Annotated in this window: 6 protein-coding genes; 3 read left to right on the top strand and 3 right to left on the bottom strand. The window is 70.0% G+C overall.

Features of this window, described 5'->3' with window-relative positions; genetic code table 11:
• Positions 1–12: 12 nt before the first annotated feature.
• Positions 13–7,059 carry a DEAD/DEAH box helicase gene (locus ACX9I7_RS21095; RefSeq protein WP_459388176.1) on the bottom strand — a complete coding sequence of 2,349 codons (7,047 nt, stop codon included), beginning with the start codon at positions 7,057–7,059 and terminating at the stop codon, positions 13–15.
• A gap of 460 nt (positions 7,060–7,519) precedes the next feature.
• On the opposite strand from ACX9I7_RS21095, the gene ACX9I7_RS21090 reads away from it, so the two are divergent.
• The 3 genes from ACX9I7_RS21090 to ACX9I7_RS21080 all read left to right on the top strand — a co-directional run bounded on the left by ACX9I7_RS21090 (position 7,520) and on the right by ACX9I7_RS21080 (position 8,525).
• Positions 7,520–7,660 (top strand): hypothetical protein, encoded by a 141-nt coding sequence (locus ACX9I7_RS21090; RefSeq protein ID WP_459388175.1) that lies wholly within the window; start codon positions 7,520–7,522, stop codon positions 7,658–7,660.
• A gap of 368 nt (positions 7,661–8,028) precedes the next feature.
• Positions 8,029–8,376: a hypothetical protein gene (locus ACX9I7_RS21085; RefSeq protein WP_459388174.1), complete on the top strand. Its 348-nt coding sequence runs from the start codon at positions 8,029–8,031 to the stop codon at positions 8,374–8,376.
• On the top strand, positions 8,373–8,525 hold the full coding sequence (locus tag ACX9I7_RS21080; RefSeq protein WP_459388173.1) for a hypothetical protein: 153 nt from the start codon (positions 8,373–8,375) through the stop codon (positions 8,523–8,525). The genes ACX9I7_RS21085 and ACX9I7_RS21080 overlap by 4 nt, the downstream gene beginning before the upstream one ends.
• 303 nt (positions 8,526–8,828) lie before the next feature.
• Here ACX9I7_RS21080 and ACX9I7_RS21075 read toward each other — a convergent pair whose 3' ends face one another.
• Positions 8,829–14,369 carry an Eco57I restriction-modification methylase domain-containing protein gene (locus ACX9I7_RS21075; protein ID WP_459388172.1) on the bottom strand — a complete coding sequence of 1,847 codons (5,541 nt, stop codon included), beginning with the start codon at positions 14,367–14,369 and terminating at the stop codon, positions 8,829–8,831.
• A gap of 55 nt (positions 14,370–14,424) precedes the next feature.
• On the bottom strand, positions 14,425–17,505 hold the full coding sequence (locus ACX9I7_RS21070) for an SNF2-related protein (RefSeq protein ID WP_459388171.1): 3,081 nt from the start codon (positions 17,503–17,505) through the stop codon (positions 14,425–14,427).
• Positions 17,506–17,665: the final 160 nt, after the last annotated feature.

The following is a 17,665-nucleotide window of genomic DNA, read 5'->3' as shown; positions in this document are numbered from 1 at the left end:
TCTGAATGCGCTCTACTGCCGGTCGTCGAGCAGGGCGGCGAGCTCCGCCTCGTCCCAACTGCCCGGGGCCCGGACCTGCCACCCCGCCGCCACGCACTCCGCCATGTAGGCGTCGTCGGCCGCGTCCTCGTCCAGGACCACCGCGATTCTGCGGTCCGGCCAGGCCAGTTCGAGCGGCCGGGAGACGCCAGTGGCATCCCAGCCCGCCTCGGCGGCCTGCACGTCCCCGCGCTCCGCGAGGGCCCTGGCGAGAGCCTCGATCGCCGGGTCACCCACGTACGACAGCTCGCGCAGGACGAGTTCCCAGGCGGCGCGTTCCAGCGTGGTAGGAGCCGTGGCGGTCCTGACGGCTTCGGGCACGGGACGCGGAGTCGCCTCGGCAGCGGCCTCCGGCACCGATGCCCGGTCTGCCTGCTCCGGTTCTGGCACCACGAGCCCCGTGCCCGGGAGCTCTTCGCGCAGGGCCGTCAGCAGCCCGTCCGCCCGTACGGCCGTGGCCGCCAGCAGTCCCGCGTCGAAGGAGTCCAGCTCGCTGCGGGCGAGTTGGAGACCGTCGGCCCGACCCGTCCCGGTCGGGTCCAGGAACTGGAGTACGTTCCCCCAACACAACCATGCCTTCCAGCGCCGCCGGTGCGCGGCACTGTCACCGGCGACGGCCTCGGAACGGTCGTCGAGCACGGCCAGTGCGCTCATCCCCGGCGGTTTCATCCGGGAGTCGCCGATCAAAGCCAGAGGTAGACCGGAGGCGTCGCGCACGGGATAGAGCCTCAGACCCTGACCGCTGACCGGGGGTCGGGCATCATCCCGCAGCGTCGCCTCGATCCACGGCACGGCGGACTCGGGAGAGGCGTCGACGACCTCCTCCCGCTTCGCCAGGGGGAGCAGACCCCCGACACAGAGCCGGGCCATCGCGTGCCAGCGTCGGAGATCCGGGTCTGCGAGGAAGGCGAGCAGGGCGGGGATGGCACCGGCGAACAGCCGGTCGATCTCGGCCGGGTCCTGCCGCTGCTGTGCCCAGCGTGCCCGGGCTCGACCGCCCGGCGTGGCGTCGCCTTCGACGGCATACGGTGGCCACGCGGCCTGCGCCGAAGGCCCGGCGAGGGCGGGAATGAGCGCCTGCACGGCATCGTCCCCGTCCGCCGCCGCACCCCGCCCCGCCCGGGCCCGCAGCTCCTTCTCCCAGGCCATGACATCGTCCCAGGTGATCTGCCAGACCAGCGTGCCGTCAGCACGCAGCCGGGCCCGCTTGGCGGCGTCACCCGCGATCCGGTTGGTTGCCGCGGACGCGTGCCAACGGTAGCCGTCCAGGTAGATGGCCACCGGCATGGGCGGCGCACCGTCCGAGGTGGTCTCACCCGCGACGGGACGCAGCAGCAGATCCGGCACGGTGCCCTGCGCGTACAGCGGCTTCTGTGCCACCGACTCCCAGCGGATCGGCGAGCCATCCCGGCGGCGCAGCGTGAACCGCTTGCCCTGGCGGCCGGTCGGGGTCTCCTCATGCTCCACGTCGGCCCGGTTGGCGGGATCGGCGAGCCAGCGGTCGAGGCAGTCGATGAAGCGTCGCTCCAGGTCGCTCTGCGCCTGCTGGGCGAACCGTCTCCGGTCCTCTTCCTCGGCCTCCGCGCGGCCCGCCCGGCCCTTGCGGACGGGCTTGACGGCCCAGCGGCTGCGGCCGTCCTCGCCGAGCACGTCGTCGAGCATCCACAAGGCCTCGCGGCGGTCGAGGAGCCCGTACTCGCGCTCCGGCGCGTACCCCAGCAGGCACAGGTGGCACGCGCGGCGAGATCCGTCCTGGCACGGGCAATCGCGCAGATACTCCTGGGCGGCCGCCAGCACCGCCCGGAACTCCTCTCCCACACCCTCGACGAGCCGCTGGAGATATCCCGTGCCGCCGGGCAGCGAGTCGTAGAGCACCAAATAGTTGCGGGTCAGCCCGCTCTCGCGGTCCGGCTCCGTGCTCGGGGTGGACCGGATGTGCGCCGGATCACCGCCGTAGCGCAGCGCGAGCCCGAGGTGAAGGGCGGCGGAGAACGAGGCCAGCCGTTCCGGCACGTGCAGGGTCGCGGCGGGCAGCAGGATGCGCAGCGCCTCCGTGCGGTGCTCGGTGGCCGTGATCACCCGTTGGTCCTGGACCTGGACGGACCGGCCGCGGCGTCGCGTGGGACACCAGGGCCGGTGGTGGGCCAGCTCCGGGCGCCCGGCGAGGGATTCGGACAGCTCCTCCTGTACGGGGGCGTGTCCGGGCTCGCGGTCGGTAGCGCCGCCGCATTGCGGGCAGAGCACGAAGGGCGTGATGGTGACCTCGGTGCCGGCGAAATACGTGTCCGGGCGGCGGCTCAGCCTGACGGGCCCGAGGTTGAACCTCCGGATGACCGCCTCGCGCACGTGGTCGACGCCGAAGGTGGCTCCGGAGTGCCGCCAGCTCTCCTTGATCGCGGCCGGGTCGATGTCCACCGCCGTAGCCGTCGCGTAGTGGCGCCGGTTGCGTGAGTCGTGGTCGTCGATGATCCGGGCGTCGTCCCGCTTGTCCCGGGAGGTGACCTTGTGGGGAACGATCACATGGTGCAACGCGGCGCGGCCGCCGATGCCGGGTCCGGCACAGCGAGGGCAGGGCGAGGTGTCGGTCTCGGCGTTCCGCGTACGGACGTGTCCGCACTCCCGGCAGACGCGCCAGGCGACCACCGCTGAACGCGGGTCCTTCTCGTCCTCCTTGGGGCGCGGCCCGAGATCAAAACCGTCGATCGTGTGGCGGTAGCCGAGGACGTAGTACGAGTTCCCCGGGGCCAGCTCGGTGAGCGCCGACTCGGACGGCCGCTTGTATGTCCGGGGCTCGGTGCGCCACTGCGACGCGGGTACCTCGTCCGCGCCGGAACCGGCGGCGCTTCGGGCGCGCCGGGCGGGCTCCTTGCGGGTCAGCGCGGCCTCCAGCCGTACGCCGTCCTCCACCAGGCTGTAGTTCGGCAGCAGACCCCATTCGACCAGGAATGCCTGCGCCCCCGTTTGTGCGAACTCCTGCAGCTGCTTGGCGACGGCCGCCGCCTCACGGGCCAGGTTTCTCTTCTCCCGGGCCTCGTCCTCCACGTTCTCGTGAAGCGCCTCCGCTGCCTCGTTGATCAGGGCGCGCCGGTCCACGAGCTCGGCCCGTTCCGCCTCCCACGCCTCCTCGGCGTCCCGCAGGACCTCGGCCAGCTTCCCCGCCGCATAGCGGTGCAGCGCGGAACGGGCGTCCCGGGAGACACCTGAGTCCGGCACCCCGTCGATCTCGGGGAACAGTTTCAGGAACTCCTCGACCAGGTCCCTGCGCCCCGTCACGGCCTGCGCGAACCGCCGCAGCCAGCCGACCCGCCCGAACAGGGCTGTCACCCGGTCGGGCAGCGGGCTCACGCCCTCCAGTCGGCCGCGCGCAGCCAGGTCGATGAGATGGGCGACGTACTGGCGGCGCAGCAGCTCTCCCGCCGACAGGAAGCACCCGGGCGGCAGGATCCGCCCCGCGATCAGCTGCCGCGGCTCCGACAGGTGGTAGAGGGCGCGCGGGCTGGTGTCGGCCAGTGACACCATCAGCGCGTTACCCGTCGACCGGCCGGCCCGGCCGACCCGCTGGACGTATCCGGCGGTGCTCGGCGGCAGCGAGGCCAGGACAACCGCCTCCAACTGGCCGATGTCAATGCCGAGTTCCAGAGTGGGCGTGCAGGAGAGCACATTGGGGTCGGTGTGCCGGGCACCCTGCCGGAAGCCCTTCTCGACCTCCTCGCGCTCCTTGCGGCTGAGCACCCCGGTGTGCTCAGCGGCGACCACGCTGTAAGGCCCTGCCTCCCGGTACAGCCGCCGGTAATAGTCCAACCGGTAGTCCCGCCCGGCCCGGCCGGGAGCCTGCCTGAAGGGCACCGCCAGCTTTCCCGCGCACCCCTTGAGCGGGCAGGCCAGGCCCTGCCACACTCCCACCCGCTCCGGAGGCACGGTCTGTGTCCAGCCGCACTCCGGACAGGCCAGCGCCGCGTGCGTCGTCTGCTCGTCGGTCAGCGGCCGCACCCGGATGTGTCCGGGAGTGAGCCCGTAGGCCCCGTGCCCCTTGCCGTTGCCACCCGCGTTGCCCTCCCCGGTACGCCGGTGGGCCAAGGCGCCGATCTCGGCGTCCGCGAGCCGTGGCAGCAGCTCGGCCAGGTAGCCGGCGGCGAGGGCACGGTCCATGCCCAGGCAGCGTTCGGCGAAGTCGGTGTACCAGCTCTCCCTGGTGTCGACCCGCTCGAAGTCCGTCCTGCCCGAGCGCGAGCCGACCAGGACGAAGGCTGGCGCGTCCGAGTTACGGCCGAAGGCCTGCATGCCCTCGGGCCGCCCGCCCCAGATCGTGTACCGGTTGCGCCCCTCGGCGTCGATGAACCCGTCCAGCCAGGTGTGCCGGATGCCGCCACTGATCCGTACGTGTTCCAGGAGCCCGCGCACGAACCCCTCGAAGCGACGCAGCCGTTCCGGACCGGACGCGGGCAGCCGTGCGGCCTCCCCGGCGGCTTCCTCGCCCTCCCCTGCCTCCTCGGGGTCCACGGGCAGCTGCCGCCGCAGGTGTTCCTCGTACAGTCCTTCGGCGAGCCGCGCCGCGCGCTCCGGGTCCGGAAGGTACACCTCGGCCGCCACCGTGCGGGTGAGCTCCAGGGTCCGGCCCAGCCTCGAGTTCAGCCCGAACTCCAGCAAGGTGTTGAACGCCAGCCGCTCACCGACGAGGTCCCACGTGCCCTTGGGCAGCCGCTTCTTGCCGGTCAGGAGCCGCTTCACACGGTCCACGTCGTGCAGGTCGGGCGGCACGACCGAGGCCAGTAGTTTCTCCTTGTCCACGGAGGCACGCTTCACCAGCGAGGCGATCAGCTCGTTGAGCGGTACGCCGTTCTCGGCGAAGCGCGGTTCCTCCGCCGTGCGCTCCGCCAACTGCTCCTGGACGAGCGCCCGCAGTGAGAACTTCCAGGCCCGCGACGCCACGAAGCCGGCCCGGTGGGCCGCGTCCTGCACGGAGTCGTTGAAGATCAGCGTCTTGCGACGGTCGTTGCCCTCGGCGTCCTCCTTCGGCAACTCCCCGCCGGTGAACAGTTGCGTGACGGCCACCGAGGCGAGTGGGGCCACACCGGCACCGAGGAAGCGGATGCCCTGCGCCTGCCCGCACGCCGGGCACCGGTCCTGCTTCGCGTACTCGTCCCGGTCGGGGTTGTCGAACCACGTCTTGACGAACACCCCGTTTTCCGGCGCCTCGGCGATCGAGCCGTCGCTACGGAGCACCTCGTCGGGGTCGATCCGGCGCAACGCCTCCCCGCTGTCCTCGAGGACGAGGACGGTCGCCTCACGGGTCGCCGCCCGCCGTCCACGCCGCATGCTCCGGGCGAGGGCCTGCCGGGCCTGCTCGGCCGCCTCGGTGGGAGTCGCCGCGATGAGCGCTCGCACACGGGCTTTGCCGGTGCCGCCGCCCGCGCTGAGCCGGTAGATGTCGTCGGGCGCGGTGACCAGGGATGTCGGGTTCCGCTCGGGGCTGACGGCGCTCCAGCCGGATCGCCCGCAGTGCCGGCAGTAGGCCGACGGCAGCCGCCCGGCCCGCGCCACGGCTCGGCGCCGCTCCTCCTGCGCAGCGGAGACGATGGCGGCGGTGGCGGCCTGGTCGCTGTCCGTCCAGGAGAACACGGGCTTCGGCGAGACGAACCGCAGGACGCGGGAGAGCGAGCGCACCCACAGGTGGGTCTCGACGAGCAGCAGGGGCCGCTCCCGATCGGCGGGCGCGCCCGGGTCGCGGGCCACCGAGATCAGCGCGATGAACCGGGCGAGCGCCTCGGCGGAGGTCTTCGGATCCTGGGCGGCCGTCACACGCCACGTCGAGCTGGTGGGGAAGGCGGCCAGGATCTCCTCGGCCGTGAGCGGCTGGTCCACGTCGGCAGTGAGCAGATCGTGGATGAGTGGGTGAGCGAGGAGACGTCGCCCCATTTCGCGGGCGTCGGAGGTGTCGCAGCCGAGCACAGCGCGGGAGACGGCGTCGAGCCCGTCGCCGGAGGCGGCCGGATCGGGCAGGGCCACGAGGTCGGCAGGGGAGGGCAGCGGCAGAGTCAGGTCGACGGGGGAGAGGAACGAGTTCAGGTCCCGCCGGTCCTCACCGACCACCGCGTCATCCGGGAACCGCACGCCGAAGACCTGCGAGGCCACGTCGAGCATGGCGCGGGGACCGCCTGCGCCGCCTTGGTCCTGCCGGTCCCGAATGGGCGACTCGCCGAGGGTCGCCGAGGTGGCCACCGGGCAGATCGAGCCGAGCGGACGGCCTTCCTCGGCGGCCCCGACGACCACGCCGAGGCGCCGCAGCAGCATGGCGACATCGGTGCCCTGGGCGCCGTCGTAGGTGTGAAACTCGTCGATCACGATGTACGCGAGGTCGGCGTCGGCCCATAGCGGTGCGTCCTGCTGCCGCTGGAGCAGCAGGTCGAGCATCTTGTAGTTCGTGATCAGGATGTCCGGCGGGTTCCGCCGGATCTCGGCCCGGTCCACCGCCACCCGCCCGTACGGGGAGCCGTTCTTGGCGGAGCTCGCCTCACCGATGTAGAGCCCGGCGGTCACGTCCTGCAGGCGCTCGTCGCGCAGCAGCTGGCCGATCCGGTCGGCCTGGTCGCCGGCGAGGGCGTTCATCGGGTAGAGCAGGACGGCCTTGATCCCGTGCTTGCCGGCCGCTTTGGCGCGACGGCAGTGGTCGATGACCGGGACGAGGAAGGACTCGGTCTTGCCGGAGCCGGTACCGGTGGTGACGAGCGTGGGCTGAGGGACGTGCCCGCCCTTGGTGGTCAAGCGGGCGAAGGTCTCGGCCTGGTGCGCGTACGGCCAGAAATCGCCCTTCCACCAGTCGAGGTGCTGCTGCCAGCCGTCTTCCGCGGCCCGGAACGGCCGCCGGATCCGGTGGTACGGCCCGCGGAACAGCCCGTCGGCCGGGTCGGTGAGGAAGTCGGTGAGCCCGTCCTGGGTGGCGGGCTCGGCCAGCGCGAAAGTGGTGGTCAGATACTCGACCGTGGTGTCGCGCAGTGCCTGCGCGGCGAGTGTGGGTCTCATGGCGCCCGCTGGCCCTCCCCGTACGTCCTGCTCCGGTCCTGCCCCGGACTCGTGTCACCGATCGTGGGTGATCGCATCGCCCCCCGATCCCGACCACTTTACGTGGGGGGTCCGACGACGGGGCCGGATTTGGCCGGAAGGAGCTGGTGAGAGGGGGGGCGGCGCCCCGGCGGGGCCGTCTGTCCTGGAACGCGGGGGGGTCAGCCAGTGGCTTCGTCGCCCTTGGGCTCGATGGCGGACGGCAGAGGATCGAGGATGCACGAACCCTGCCCGTGTGGCTGCTGGGCGTGTTCGTGTCCGGTTCCGGCGGCACCGAGCGGGTACCCGCCCCGGTCGCCCCTGGGTCCGCCAAGCACAGCAAAGCGCCCTGCCAAGCCGGCGCGCCATCCCCGCAGCGGCTGGGTGAACGGTGCGGCCCGGCCCGGGGACGTGGAATCGCTCGACGGGGAGGACGCGGCCCTTGCCCGGGCCTACCTGGTCGAACACGAGCGGCGGGAGGGGCAGCGCCTGCCAGCGGCGGCGCCTCATCCTGGTGATGGCGGAGGACTTTGACATCGACCTGGACACCCGTGACGTGCACGCGACAGGACTGGCCTGGTGAGCGAGCCGACCCCTGGCGCGTCGGCACGAAGCCTGTCCGTGCCGGATGTGCTCGACCTCCTCCGGGGCGGCTGGCATCGGCACCGGGACGGCGTCGGGTCACGGCGCGGGTTCGCGCGCCCCTGAGCTCAGAGAAGAGCTGAAGCGCCCATGCCCCGCCGGATACGCTGGCGGGGCCACCCTGGAGAACACCGTGAGCACTCAGCCGATTCACTCCGACTCCGACCCGCAGCCGATCCCGCGCACACAGAACGCCGTCGCCGCTGCTCTGCCCCCCGCGCAGCATCACCATCGCATCGTGCCGAGAAGTGCGCGCCTCGTGCGCTGTGAGCGCGATACCGTGAATCCGATATCACTGAGGAGGGCCCGATGACGACCTCGCCCATCAGCGACGCCGCGTTGCCGATGCCGCCTCTGATCGAGGCCGCGCTTCGGGTGGCCGTGAACCGTATCGACCTCGCCGCTGCTGTCGAGTTCGAGCAGGAGTTCCGGCAGGCTTGGCAGGAAGCCATTCAGACGGATAGCACGACGCCCATGCATCTCTTCATCCGCCGGTGGGGGATCTGGGTGGCGCTGCGCCGAACCCCGGAGAGAGCAGCCCGGCTGCATGAGCTGGAGACCGTTTCCGGGAGCGCGGAAGACAGGGCCGTGCGGCGGGCCGCGTCGGCGGAGATCGGTCGGATGATCGTTGAGGCGGAGCGTGAGGTCGCGGCTTGAGCGAGTGGACGTGGGAGTACGACCCGGACGCCGATCATGTCGCAGGTGACAAGAGCTGTGCGCGCGGACTCCTGATCGTCTGGTACCTGGAAGACCGGCGCGACGACGTCATCGTGGTCGTCCGGGTGACAGCCCCCTGGGCCAAGTGATCTGGCAGGAGCAGCGCTGCGGCCCCGCATCCCGTCCGGTGCGGGGCTGTGCCTGTTTCCTGGGGGTCAGCTTCGCGGCAAGGTGGTCAGGCCTTATACCGCGCGGAGGCTCCGGCGCCTGAGCGGGGTGTTACTCAAACTGCATCTCTTGACAGTTGCCCTCCGGAATGTGGCCACTGAGGGGTGTCGGCCAGGAGGCTCTGTCGAGTCAGGCCGATTCCGGTTCGAGCCCGGCCGTCCGCCCCACCCCTCTGACGGGAGCGGGCGGACGGCCCCGCAACTGCGTGGATTTCGGCGCCCGGCCTATTGCTGGGCGGCTCCCGGCGGCTCAGTGTCCCCAGGCTCCCAGCCGGCGGCCCGCATCCGCCGCGTGAACTCCGCGTGCGCGGCCCGCATCTCCTTCACCCGGTCTGCGCGGTAGAGCGGACCCTCGTACCCGTCGGGCACGTTGGCCTCGAGCGGAAAGTTCTCATGCGAGCTGAGCTGCTTCCAGGCGTCCTTGGGCTGCCCGTACCCGTGCTGCTGATGCGCCTTGGCGATGCGTCGCCCGGTCGCGTCGAACCACATGTTTTCCTCGTACTGCTGAAGCACGGGGAAGCGAGCCCGATACATGGCGACGAGCTCGTCCGCGCTGATGCCGAGCCAGACGGCTACGAGGGCGTCTATCTCGACGAGCGCGGCGCGTCGTGAGGCCTCACTGCGGAGAGGCGTGCTCCGACGCCATGTGGACTTGATGTCGTCGGACAAGGAAGGGAATTCCGCAGGCCATGCAGTTCGTGCGGCCCAGATGTCCTCTCGCCATTCGGGGGTGTGCAGCTCTGCCCACAGCTCGCCATAGGCGTCGGTTTGGCAGTTAAGTCGAAGAATCCGCAGGACCAACGCCGGAGCGAGGGGGTGCCCTGCAGTTGGGGCTGGCAGTGTCTTGGCCTCGCCGATGCGCAGATCTCCTCGACCGGTAACCCGCATGTAGTAGTCCACGGGGAGGGCCGACATGAATCCTGCCGCGAGCGTCGTTTCCAGGTTGCTGGCGAGCGCCATTGAGTTGACGAGGTCAATGTGAGTCGGCCCGGCCGGGACGAGCGCTGCGAAGAGGCTTCGTTCGGTGTTCGAGGGGATCTGGCGCCGCCAGACGACGCGGGTGAACTCGGAGCAGGGGCGTGTGCTTGCCGCTTCCAGCAGCGCTTCCACGGCTTGCTTCCGATCAGCCTCGCTCAGATTGGGTTTTGCGCCCTTGATGTCGGCTTCGGCAGCATGAACAGCTGCCGGACAGCCGCGTAGCTGCGCGAGACGCTCGTGGTCCACCCAGCGATCCTGGGCTGCAACAAAACGTGTACGCGACCCTGCCGGGCTGTAGTTGCTTCGGGGAACCTCATTATCTGCGAGGTTCGTTGTGGCCCAAGGCTCGACTTGAAGTGACGTACGGGCTCCCGCAATGGGCCGCTTGGCGAAAGGTGTGGCGATGCCGAAGAACGGCCCCTGAAGGATAACGTCGTTCCAAGTCCGTGCAGGTCCGGAGTCCCAGGTGAAATAGCCAGCCGTCCGGTCGTTCTTCTCGTGGAAGCCAGCGCTGATGCGCGGGTTCAGCGCAGCAAGCCGGTGTGACCATCGGGCGAGGGCTGAGATGGCCGACTTCTCGGATTCGGTGACGGGGAACAGCAGCTTGGCCTCGTCGACGGGCGGCGGGTTTTCCTCCCCCGACAACTTCTGCCACTCGGCCAGCGTGGCCTGATCCACAGTGATTACGCGCTTCGCGTGCGGTCGTTTGTCCCAGGTGTTGTCGAACTTGATTCCAGGCGCCTCTCCGTTGCCGTTGTGCCGCAGAGACTCAGAGAGCACCAGCGGGTGAACCAGCCAGCTGAGGTGATGGAACCGCACTTGCTGTGCCCGCCCGTAGATGTTCACACTGAAGTGCGTGCTGTGATCCACTGGCCTCGCAAACAGATAGAGCTCGTTCACGAAGTCGGCGTGCAAGCGGAGGTGCCGATATGCGGCCTTCCGAAGAGGGCCTTCCTTGGCCCCGGTCAAATGAGTTGAAGGGTGAATGAGTCCTACCGAGCCGCGCTCTCCCGTCGCGCGCCACGCCAGCAACATGAACCCGCGATACACGTCCGGCTGTGTACCTACCAGTTCTGGGTAGTTGTCCACCGACGCCAAGTACCCAGACACCGCCGCAGAGTCCGCCAGCTCCCCCATGAACACCGACCGAGCCGCCGCCTTGTCCAGCACCGCCTCCTTGCGCTCCGCCCAGGCCTCATTACTCGGCTTCTCTGCCAGTTCGAACCACGGCTCGAACTCTGCGAGAACGCCACTCTCCTTCCACTCCTGCTTGACCCACGGCGGATTTCCCACCATCAGATCGAACCCGCCCCCCGCAAACACATGCGCGAAGTCCAGTTCCCAGTGGAAGAAGCCCCGATCCTTCGCGATCCGCACAGCCGTCCCGTGCCACGGGAAGACGTGCCCCAGGTTCAAGGGGTCCACCCAGCCCGAGATCTCGCGCATCTTCTCGTCGAGGGTCCGCTCGAACTCATCCAGACCCTTAAGCCCTTCGACCGTCGGGATCTCGAACAGCGAGCCGGTGGCCTTCCCCGGCTCCACATCCACCCGCCCGACGACCGACTCTGCGAACTCGATCCACTCGTCGAGGTTCCGCAGCGCCACCTTCCGGTCATGGCTGCCTTTGCTGAGCTTCTTCAGGTCCTGCGCCCCGTCGAAGTAGTCGGGCGCCGTACCATCGAGAAGCGAAACCTCCTCCAGCGGCCAGAACCACAGCGCGCACCACGCGTCCATGACCTGCTTGAGCCGCCAGTACGGGCTTCCTTCCACCTGGAGGGCCTGACGGACGGCCTCCCGGTCCATCACCGGGGCCGACTGCTCCCCACGGCTCTCCGCACCCCACACCGGGATGGCCCGGGAGATCTCCTGCTCCGACAGTTCAAGCCGCAGCTTGACCAAGCCCCACAGGTACTCCACCCGCTCGGCGAGGGCCCGCAGGCGCCCAGCCTGCCCGTAGGTGCCGTCATCCATGCCCGTGCTCGCACCGCGCCGCGGCTGCGCCGTTCGCTTCGCGGGAGTGGGCGCCGGGGCTTCGTCCGCTGCCGCCGCCGAGAAATCGAACCCCGACTGCTCCCAGATCTCCAGGCCCAGATCGAACGCGCCCTGCCCGCTCCGCGCCTCCCTCTTCAGGACGTCGGCCTGGGTCGTCGGGGCCTTCTCCGACGCGGACGGCGACTTCTTCTCGCCCTTCGGCGCCCGGCGAATGCCCGAACGCCACTTCTTCATCGCCTCGATCAGCTGGGGGTCGAGCCACTCGGCCACAGCCCCCGCCACCACGCTCTGCCCGGTCTTCTTCCGCACCGACACCGACTCGCCGACCGACCCCCACCCCAGCGCGGGCAGCAGGAACTGGTGTACCGGCCGGTGGACACCGCCACCCGTCAGCTTCTCGGTCAGCGGAACCGCCTTCGGCGCCTGCTGGTCGGACGCCTTCAGCCAGCCGCCCTTGTCCAGCGACTGGCCCGGGTACACCTTCCGCGCCGCCCCGATCAGCGAGTTGCCCCGGTGCAGGTGCAGTCCGTACCAGGGCGCCCGCATGCCTGGGTACATGGTGTTGAGCCACAGCGAGATCTCCGCCAACTCCACCGCCGTCTTGTTGAGGTCGACGCCGTAGGCGTTGTGGAGGGCGATGTACGCCTTGACCTTCTGGAGTTCGCGCGGGTACTCCTCCGGGTCGATCTGCTCGTCCCGCTCGTGTTGCGCCAGCTTCAGGTAAAGTTCGGCCAGCTGGTTGACCGCCTCGTTCAGGAACGCGCCGGAGCCGAGTGCCGGTTCGCACACTCGCCAGCGCAGCACCTCCGCCGCCGTGACCTCGGACTTCTCCGGCTCACGCGGGTCCACCCGGCCCTCGTCGTCCAGCCGGAAGCGGAGCGTCTGCTCGACCGTCGCCTGGGTCAGGGACTCCGGCGTGTAGTACGAGGCGCTCGTCTGCCGGTCCCGGCCGGCCAGCCGGTATACGTACGAGCCGACCGGGTGCACCACCGAGTCCGGCTCGCCCGTCTCCGGGTTGATGCCCTCCTCCTTGACGAAGACGCTGTCGCCCGGCGCGTCCGAGTACAGCCCACTCCGTACCTGGTCGGTCGTGATCAGCCAGGACCCGCCCTCCGGGTTGCCGCCCTTGGCGACCTCGTACATGGGTTCGGTAGCGATGAAGCCGGTGTACGACATCAGGCCCTCGTACACCGCGCCGAGGTGGTTGATGCTGAGGTTGGCGTAGCTGATGAACCCGCCGCGGCCCTTCCCCCGGCCCTCGACCAGCGTCAGGTGGCGAAGGACCTGATGCAGCACCTTGTTGCGCAGCCGCAGGTCCAGGGGCTTCGCCGGGGCCGGCGAGCCGTCAGGGAGAGCAGCGTGCGGGTAGGAGATCCGCTGCCCGACCAGCTTTATCGACTTCGGGTCGAACAGCCGCGAGCGGAGCGCCTCGATGCGTACGCTCTCGTGGCCGTCGTCCTCGGCCAGTTCGGGCGCCTCCTCGATCGGCGCGTTTCGGTCGGTGACCGTGTTTGCCACCGGGTGGCCGGTGAAGACCTTCTCGAAGAGCAGGGCCAGCGACTCATGGAAGTGGAACCGATCCCGGGACGCGCTGCCGAGTTTCTCCTGGACGACGAGCTCGCGCAGCCGGGCCACGCTGTACCCGGTGGCGTATGCCTCGCTCTTTACCGGCAGGATGTCGAGCTCGGGCCTGGCCTCCGCGTACAGGAGGAACAGAATCCGGTACAGGTAGCGCAGCGACTCCTCGGTCAGCAGACGCGGTAGGTCGCCGGGCTCCTTCAGGGCGTCGGGCAGCCAGTCCGGCAGGTCTTCGGGGTGGACGCCGGACTCCTCGCGGGCTCGTCGCAGCACCTCGTTGGCGATGAGCTGGACGGACTTCTGCAGTCCGACCCGGAGTTCGGCGGTCACGCCCACCGAGTGGTCCCGGGACTCGGCGACCAGCTTGGCGATCTCGTCGTCCGAGCCGTCCTCGCCGGGCCGCAGGGACGAGGCCGCGAAGATCGCCGCGATCAGGTCGATCTCGTTGGCCTTCGCCCCCTTCGCCGCCTTGCGCGGCAGCGCCGTGTCCAGGTTCACCGCCAGATAACGGCCCCGGGAGAATGCCTGCCGGTCGGCGAGGATCATCACGCTGCCGAAGAGGAGCAGCGCGTAGCGCGGGGCGTTCTCCGCGTTCAGCACCCACGAGGCCAGCTCGCGGACGGTCGTCAGCGTCTTCGAGGCCGAGAGCCGGACCGGGGCGGGGAGGAGGTTTGCGGGACCGTCGCCCCGGGTGGCGTCCAGGTCCTCCGCGAAACCACCGGTCAGGACGAGGAGGCCGGGTTCCGAGTGGGCCACGGGCACGGCGACCGGGCCGGTCGGGGTGTGGGCGGTGAAGTGACCCGGCCGCGGGGTGAAGTCCAGCGCCTCCAGCAGGCGTTCGTGCCACCCGGCCAGGGTGGCTCGCCACTCGCCCTCGGGCGTGGTGTCCGCTTCCGTCTCCGACGGCGTCGGCTGGAAGGAGGGCGGTTCCATGTCCGGGCCCGCGGCCTTGAGCGCGGTGGCGGCCGTCTCCTGCGCGGCGACGGCCGGCGCGTACGGAAGCGCGTTGTACTTCTCGGCGTCCGGGCCGAGCACCGCCCGTACGTCCATATAGGGGCGGGTCAAGTCGCGCAGGTTCTGCCGGGGAGTGGCCTGGCCCTGACGCTCAAGGGCCGACCATTCCTTGAGGGGGCCGCTCGCGAGCTGCTTCGGCAGGATGTCGTCCAGGTAGAAGGACGGGAAGTACTCGCGCTCGTTGATCAGGGAGTCGAACGTCACGCCTGCTGCTCCTGCTCGCTGCTGTTCATGGGGGTGCGGTCGAGGGGGCGGGGACTCATGCGCCGGGCTCCAGTACGGCCAGGACCCGGACCATCGGGTCGCCCGAGGTCCGCAGCCGGGCGGCGGCCTCGGCCAGGCGGTCCGCCGCGTCGTCGCGGGTGGAACGGGTGAACCCCGGAAGCAGATCCTGCCGCCAGTCGCCGACTTGCTTCTCGTACGCGCGCAGCGGGGCGTCGACCTCCCGGTCGGCGATCTCCCGCAGACCGTCGAGCGCCCGCCGGGTCTCGGCCACGGCCTTGGGGACCAGCGGCTGAAGGTCCTCCAAGGGACCCGGGGTGTAGTGGTCGGGCATGTCCGGGCCGATGCCCAGTTCGGCGAGGAGCTCCGGGGTGAGTTCCCGGACCCGGGGTTCCGGCTCGTCGACGCGGTCGACGGCGAGCCAGGCGACCAGGGTCGGCCGCCCCTCGGCGTTGGACCACACGCCCTGGGTGAGGACCACCGGCGTGGGCGCGACCAGGGGATCGACCTGGAGGACCTGGGCCTGCTGACGGCCGAGCTGGACGAGCACTTTGTCGGTGATCCACTCGACCACGGGGTGGAGTTCGCCGACGTAGTGGGCGTCCGGCCAGAGCGAGGACGAGCCGGAGTCCTCGCGGGCCCTCTTGAGGGAATCGGCCGCGTCCTCGCGGCTGAAGGTCAGCTTCATCCGGCGGGCGATGTTCTGATCGCGCAGATACCCGGGTGGCAGCACGTCGAGCCGGTCGGCCAGGTCCTCGGGGGTGTCGAAGCTGAGGTCGGTTCCGGTGAAGGCGGTGTTGAGGTGGAACGACTCCAGCTTGGCAAGCTCGTCCAGGCCGGTGCGCACGTACAGGAGACGGTTCCGCTCCGGGGCGGGGTCGAACAGTCGCAGCTCGTCCACGGTCGGGATGCCGGAGTCGTCCGTGGTCGAGGCGGGTCGGTCCCGCACCGGATTGGACTCTTCCAGCGCGTGGGACCCGTAGTCGTCCAGGTCGAGGTCCAGGCCGAAATCGAAGTCGGCGTCGAAGCCGGAGACATCGGCTTCCGGCTCCACCGGGGCCGGGCCGGTACCGAACTCGCTCATCGTCCGGCGGGCCACTGGGAACTCGTCGCTCAGAGCGCCGCCTTCGGCGAGCGCGTCCACGTCGACGGCCTGGAGATCGGCGACCGCCTCCTCGGGCGGAGCGTCGCGGAGCAGCGCCTCCATCACCCGGCGCTCCTCCTTGCTCCAGTCGTCCTCCTTCGTGGCGGCCTCCACCGCACCCAGTACCTCGTGGACCCGTGCCTCGCGGGCGAGAACCTTCTCTGCGACGGTCCGGTCGTCAAGGGCGCCGTCGACCTCACTCCGCAGGATCAGCGCCCGGAATTCCGGGTTCTTGGCCTGCCCGTAGCGGTCGATACGGCCGTTGCGCTGTTCGACCCGGATCAGGCTCCACGGCAGATCCCAGTGGACGAGGTGGTGGCACTGACGGTGGAGGTTTACGCCCTCGGAGGCGCCGTCGCCGGTCAGCAGCAGCCGTACGTCGCTGCCGGCGCGCGCGAACTCGTCCACGTAGTCCATCTGCACGGTGTCGGAGACCTCGCTGTGCATCACCTTGACGGCGGCTTCACCGTCCTTGGGATTTTTCCAGCCCAACAGCGCGGGGAGGACCGTGCCCAGCCAGTTGAGGGTCTCGCGGCGCTCGGAGAACACGACCGCGCGGGTCGGGCCGCCCGGTCCGACCTTGATCTGCCGGAGATAGGTGACGAGGGCGGCAAGCTTGGCCGTGGCCGCGACTCCGGCCGCCGACGCCTGCTCGATCTCGCGGGCGAGTTCCGTGAGCCGGAGCAGCGAGGCGACCTCCGGCACCGCCGAGTGAGCCTCCGCACCAGTCACCGGCGGATCGGTGACGTTCTTGTGCCCCTCCGGCAGGGCATGTCCCAGGCCGGCCAGCTTCTTGCGGGCCGTCACGAACAGCGCGCGGTGCGAGGACAGGAAGGACTTCAGCAACACGTATGGGAAGAGATGATCAGCCCCGTGCGGGTCCGGATTCCGCAGCCAGCTCTCGGTCAGCTCGGAGAAGACGCGCTCCTCCAGCTCACCCGCTGTGCAGGGGATCGGCTTCGACTCGCCGCGAGGCGCCCACGCGCCGTCCAGCGCCTTGGCCACCTCCTTGCTCACCTTGGTACGACGCAGCATGAGGTGGTGCAGCTCGGACGCCTTCGGGTTCTGCTCGTCCTTGACGGCCATGGGGTCCAGGAGCCGGACCAGGCCGGTGAAGTCCCGCATCACACCGTTGTGCGGGGTGGCGCTCGCGAGGATCAGGGCGTCGGTCTGCTTCGCGAGGAGCTCGGCCAGGATGCGGCGGTCGCTGGCGCGGTTGATCAGGTTGTGGGACTCGTCGATCACGACGGCGTCCCATTCGATGCCCTGGAGCCAGGCGCCGTAGCGCTTGGCGTTCTTCAGAGTGTCCATCGAGATGATGACGCGCTTGTAGTAGGCAAACGGGTTGCGGCCGACCGGGATCTTCCGCTCGATCCGGGAGATGCCCACGCTGTCCAGGCGGACGAGGGGCAACGAGAAACGGGTCCACATCTCGTGCTGGAACTGCTCGAGCACCGGCGCCGGGGTGACCACGAGAATGCGCTCGCCGCGACCACGGCGGATCAGCTCACCGAGCAGGATCCCGATCTCCAGGGTCTTGCCGAGGCCGACGACATCACCGATCAGCAGGCGCGGCCGCAGCGGATTGGCGAGCGCCTTCTCGGCCGGCCGCAGCTGGTAGTCCATGCGGTCGAGCAGAAAGCCCTCGGTGAGCGCGAGACGGCGCTCGATCTGGGGGAGCGGGGTCTTGCGCAGGACCGCTTCCAGGAACAGCCGACTGAGGCGGTATCCCTCGGACGTGTCGTGGACGAGCCGGGTGTTCTCGGGGCGGAGGACGCGGGGCATGCCGTCGAGCGAGGTGAGGAAGCGCGCCCGGTGCCCGCGGACCAGCTCGGACGCGCCGGTTGCGTCGATCACAAACTCACCGGGGCGGACCAGGTCGCTGTGGCGGACCAGCCACTCCTCGTCCCGTACCTCGATCACAGTGCCCGCCGGGGGCGGGCCCGAGGGGAGGTCGGACGCTGCGTCGGGCATGGCGGGCGGTTCCTTTCGACAGGACGGTGGGACGCACACCGGACTAGGCGTGCGCGGTTCTGTTTCTACCGGTGAGGGGGTGGCGCGAGGCCCCTTTTGAAGCCTAAACGGACAAAGGCCCCCGCGATCCGGGATCTACAGCTCGTTCTCGAGGGTCCGT

This window comes from Streptomyces sp. L500, assembly GCF_054551825.1.
This window is presented reverse-complemented; position numbering and strand designations above follow the sequence as displayed.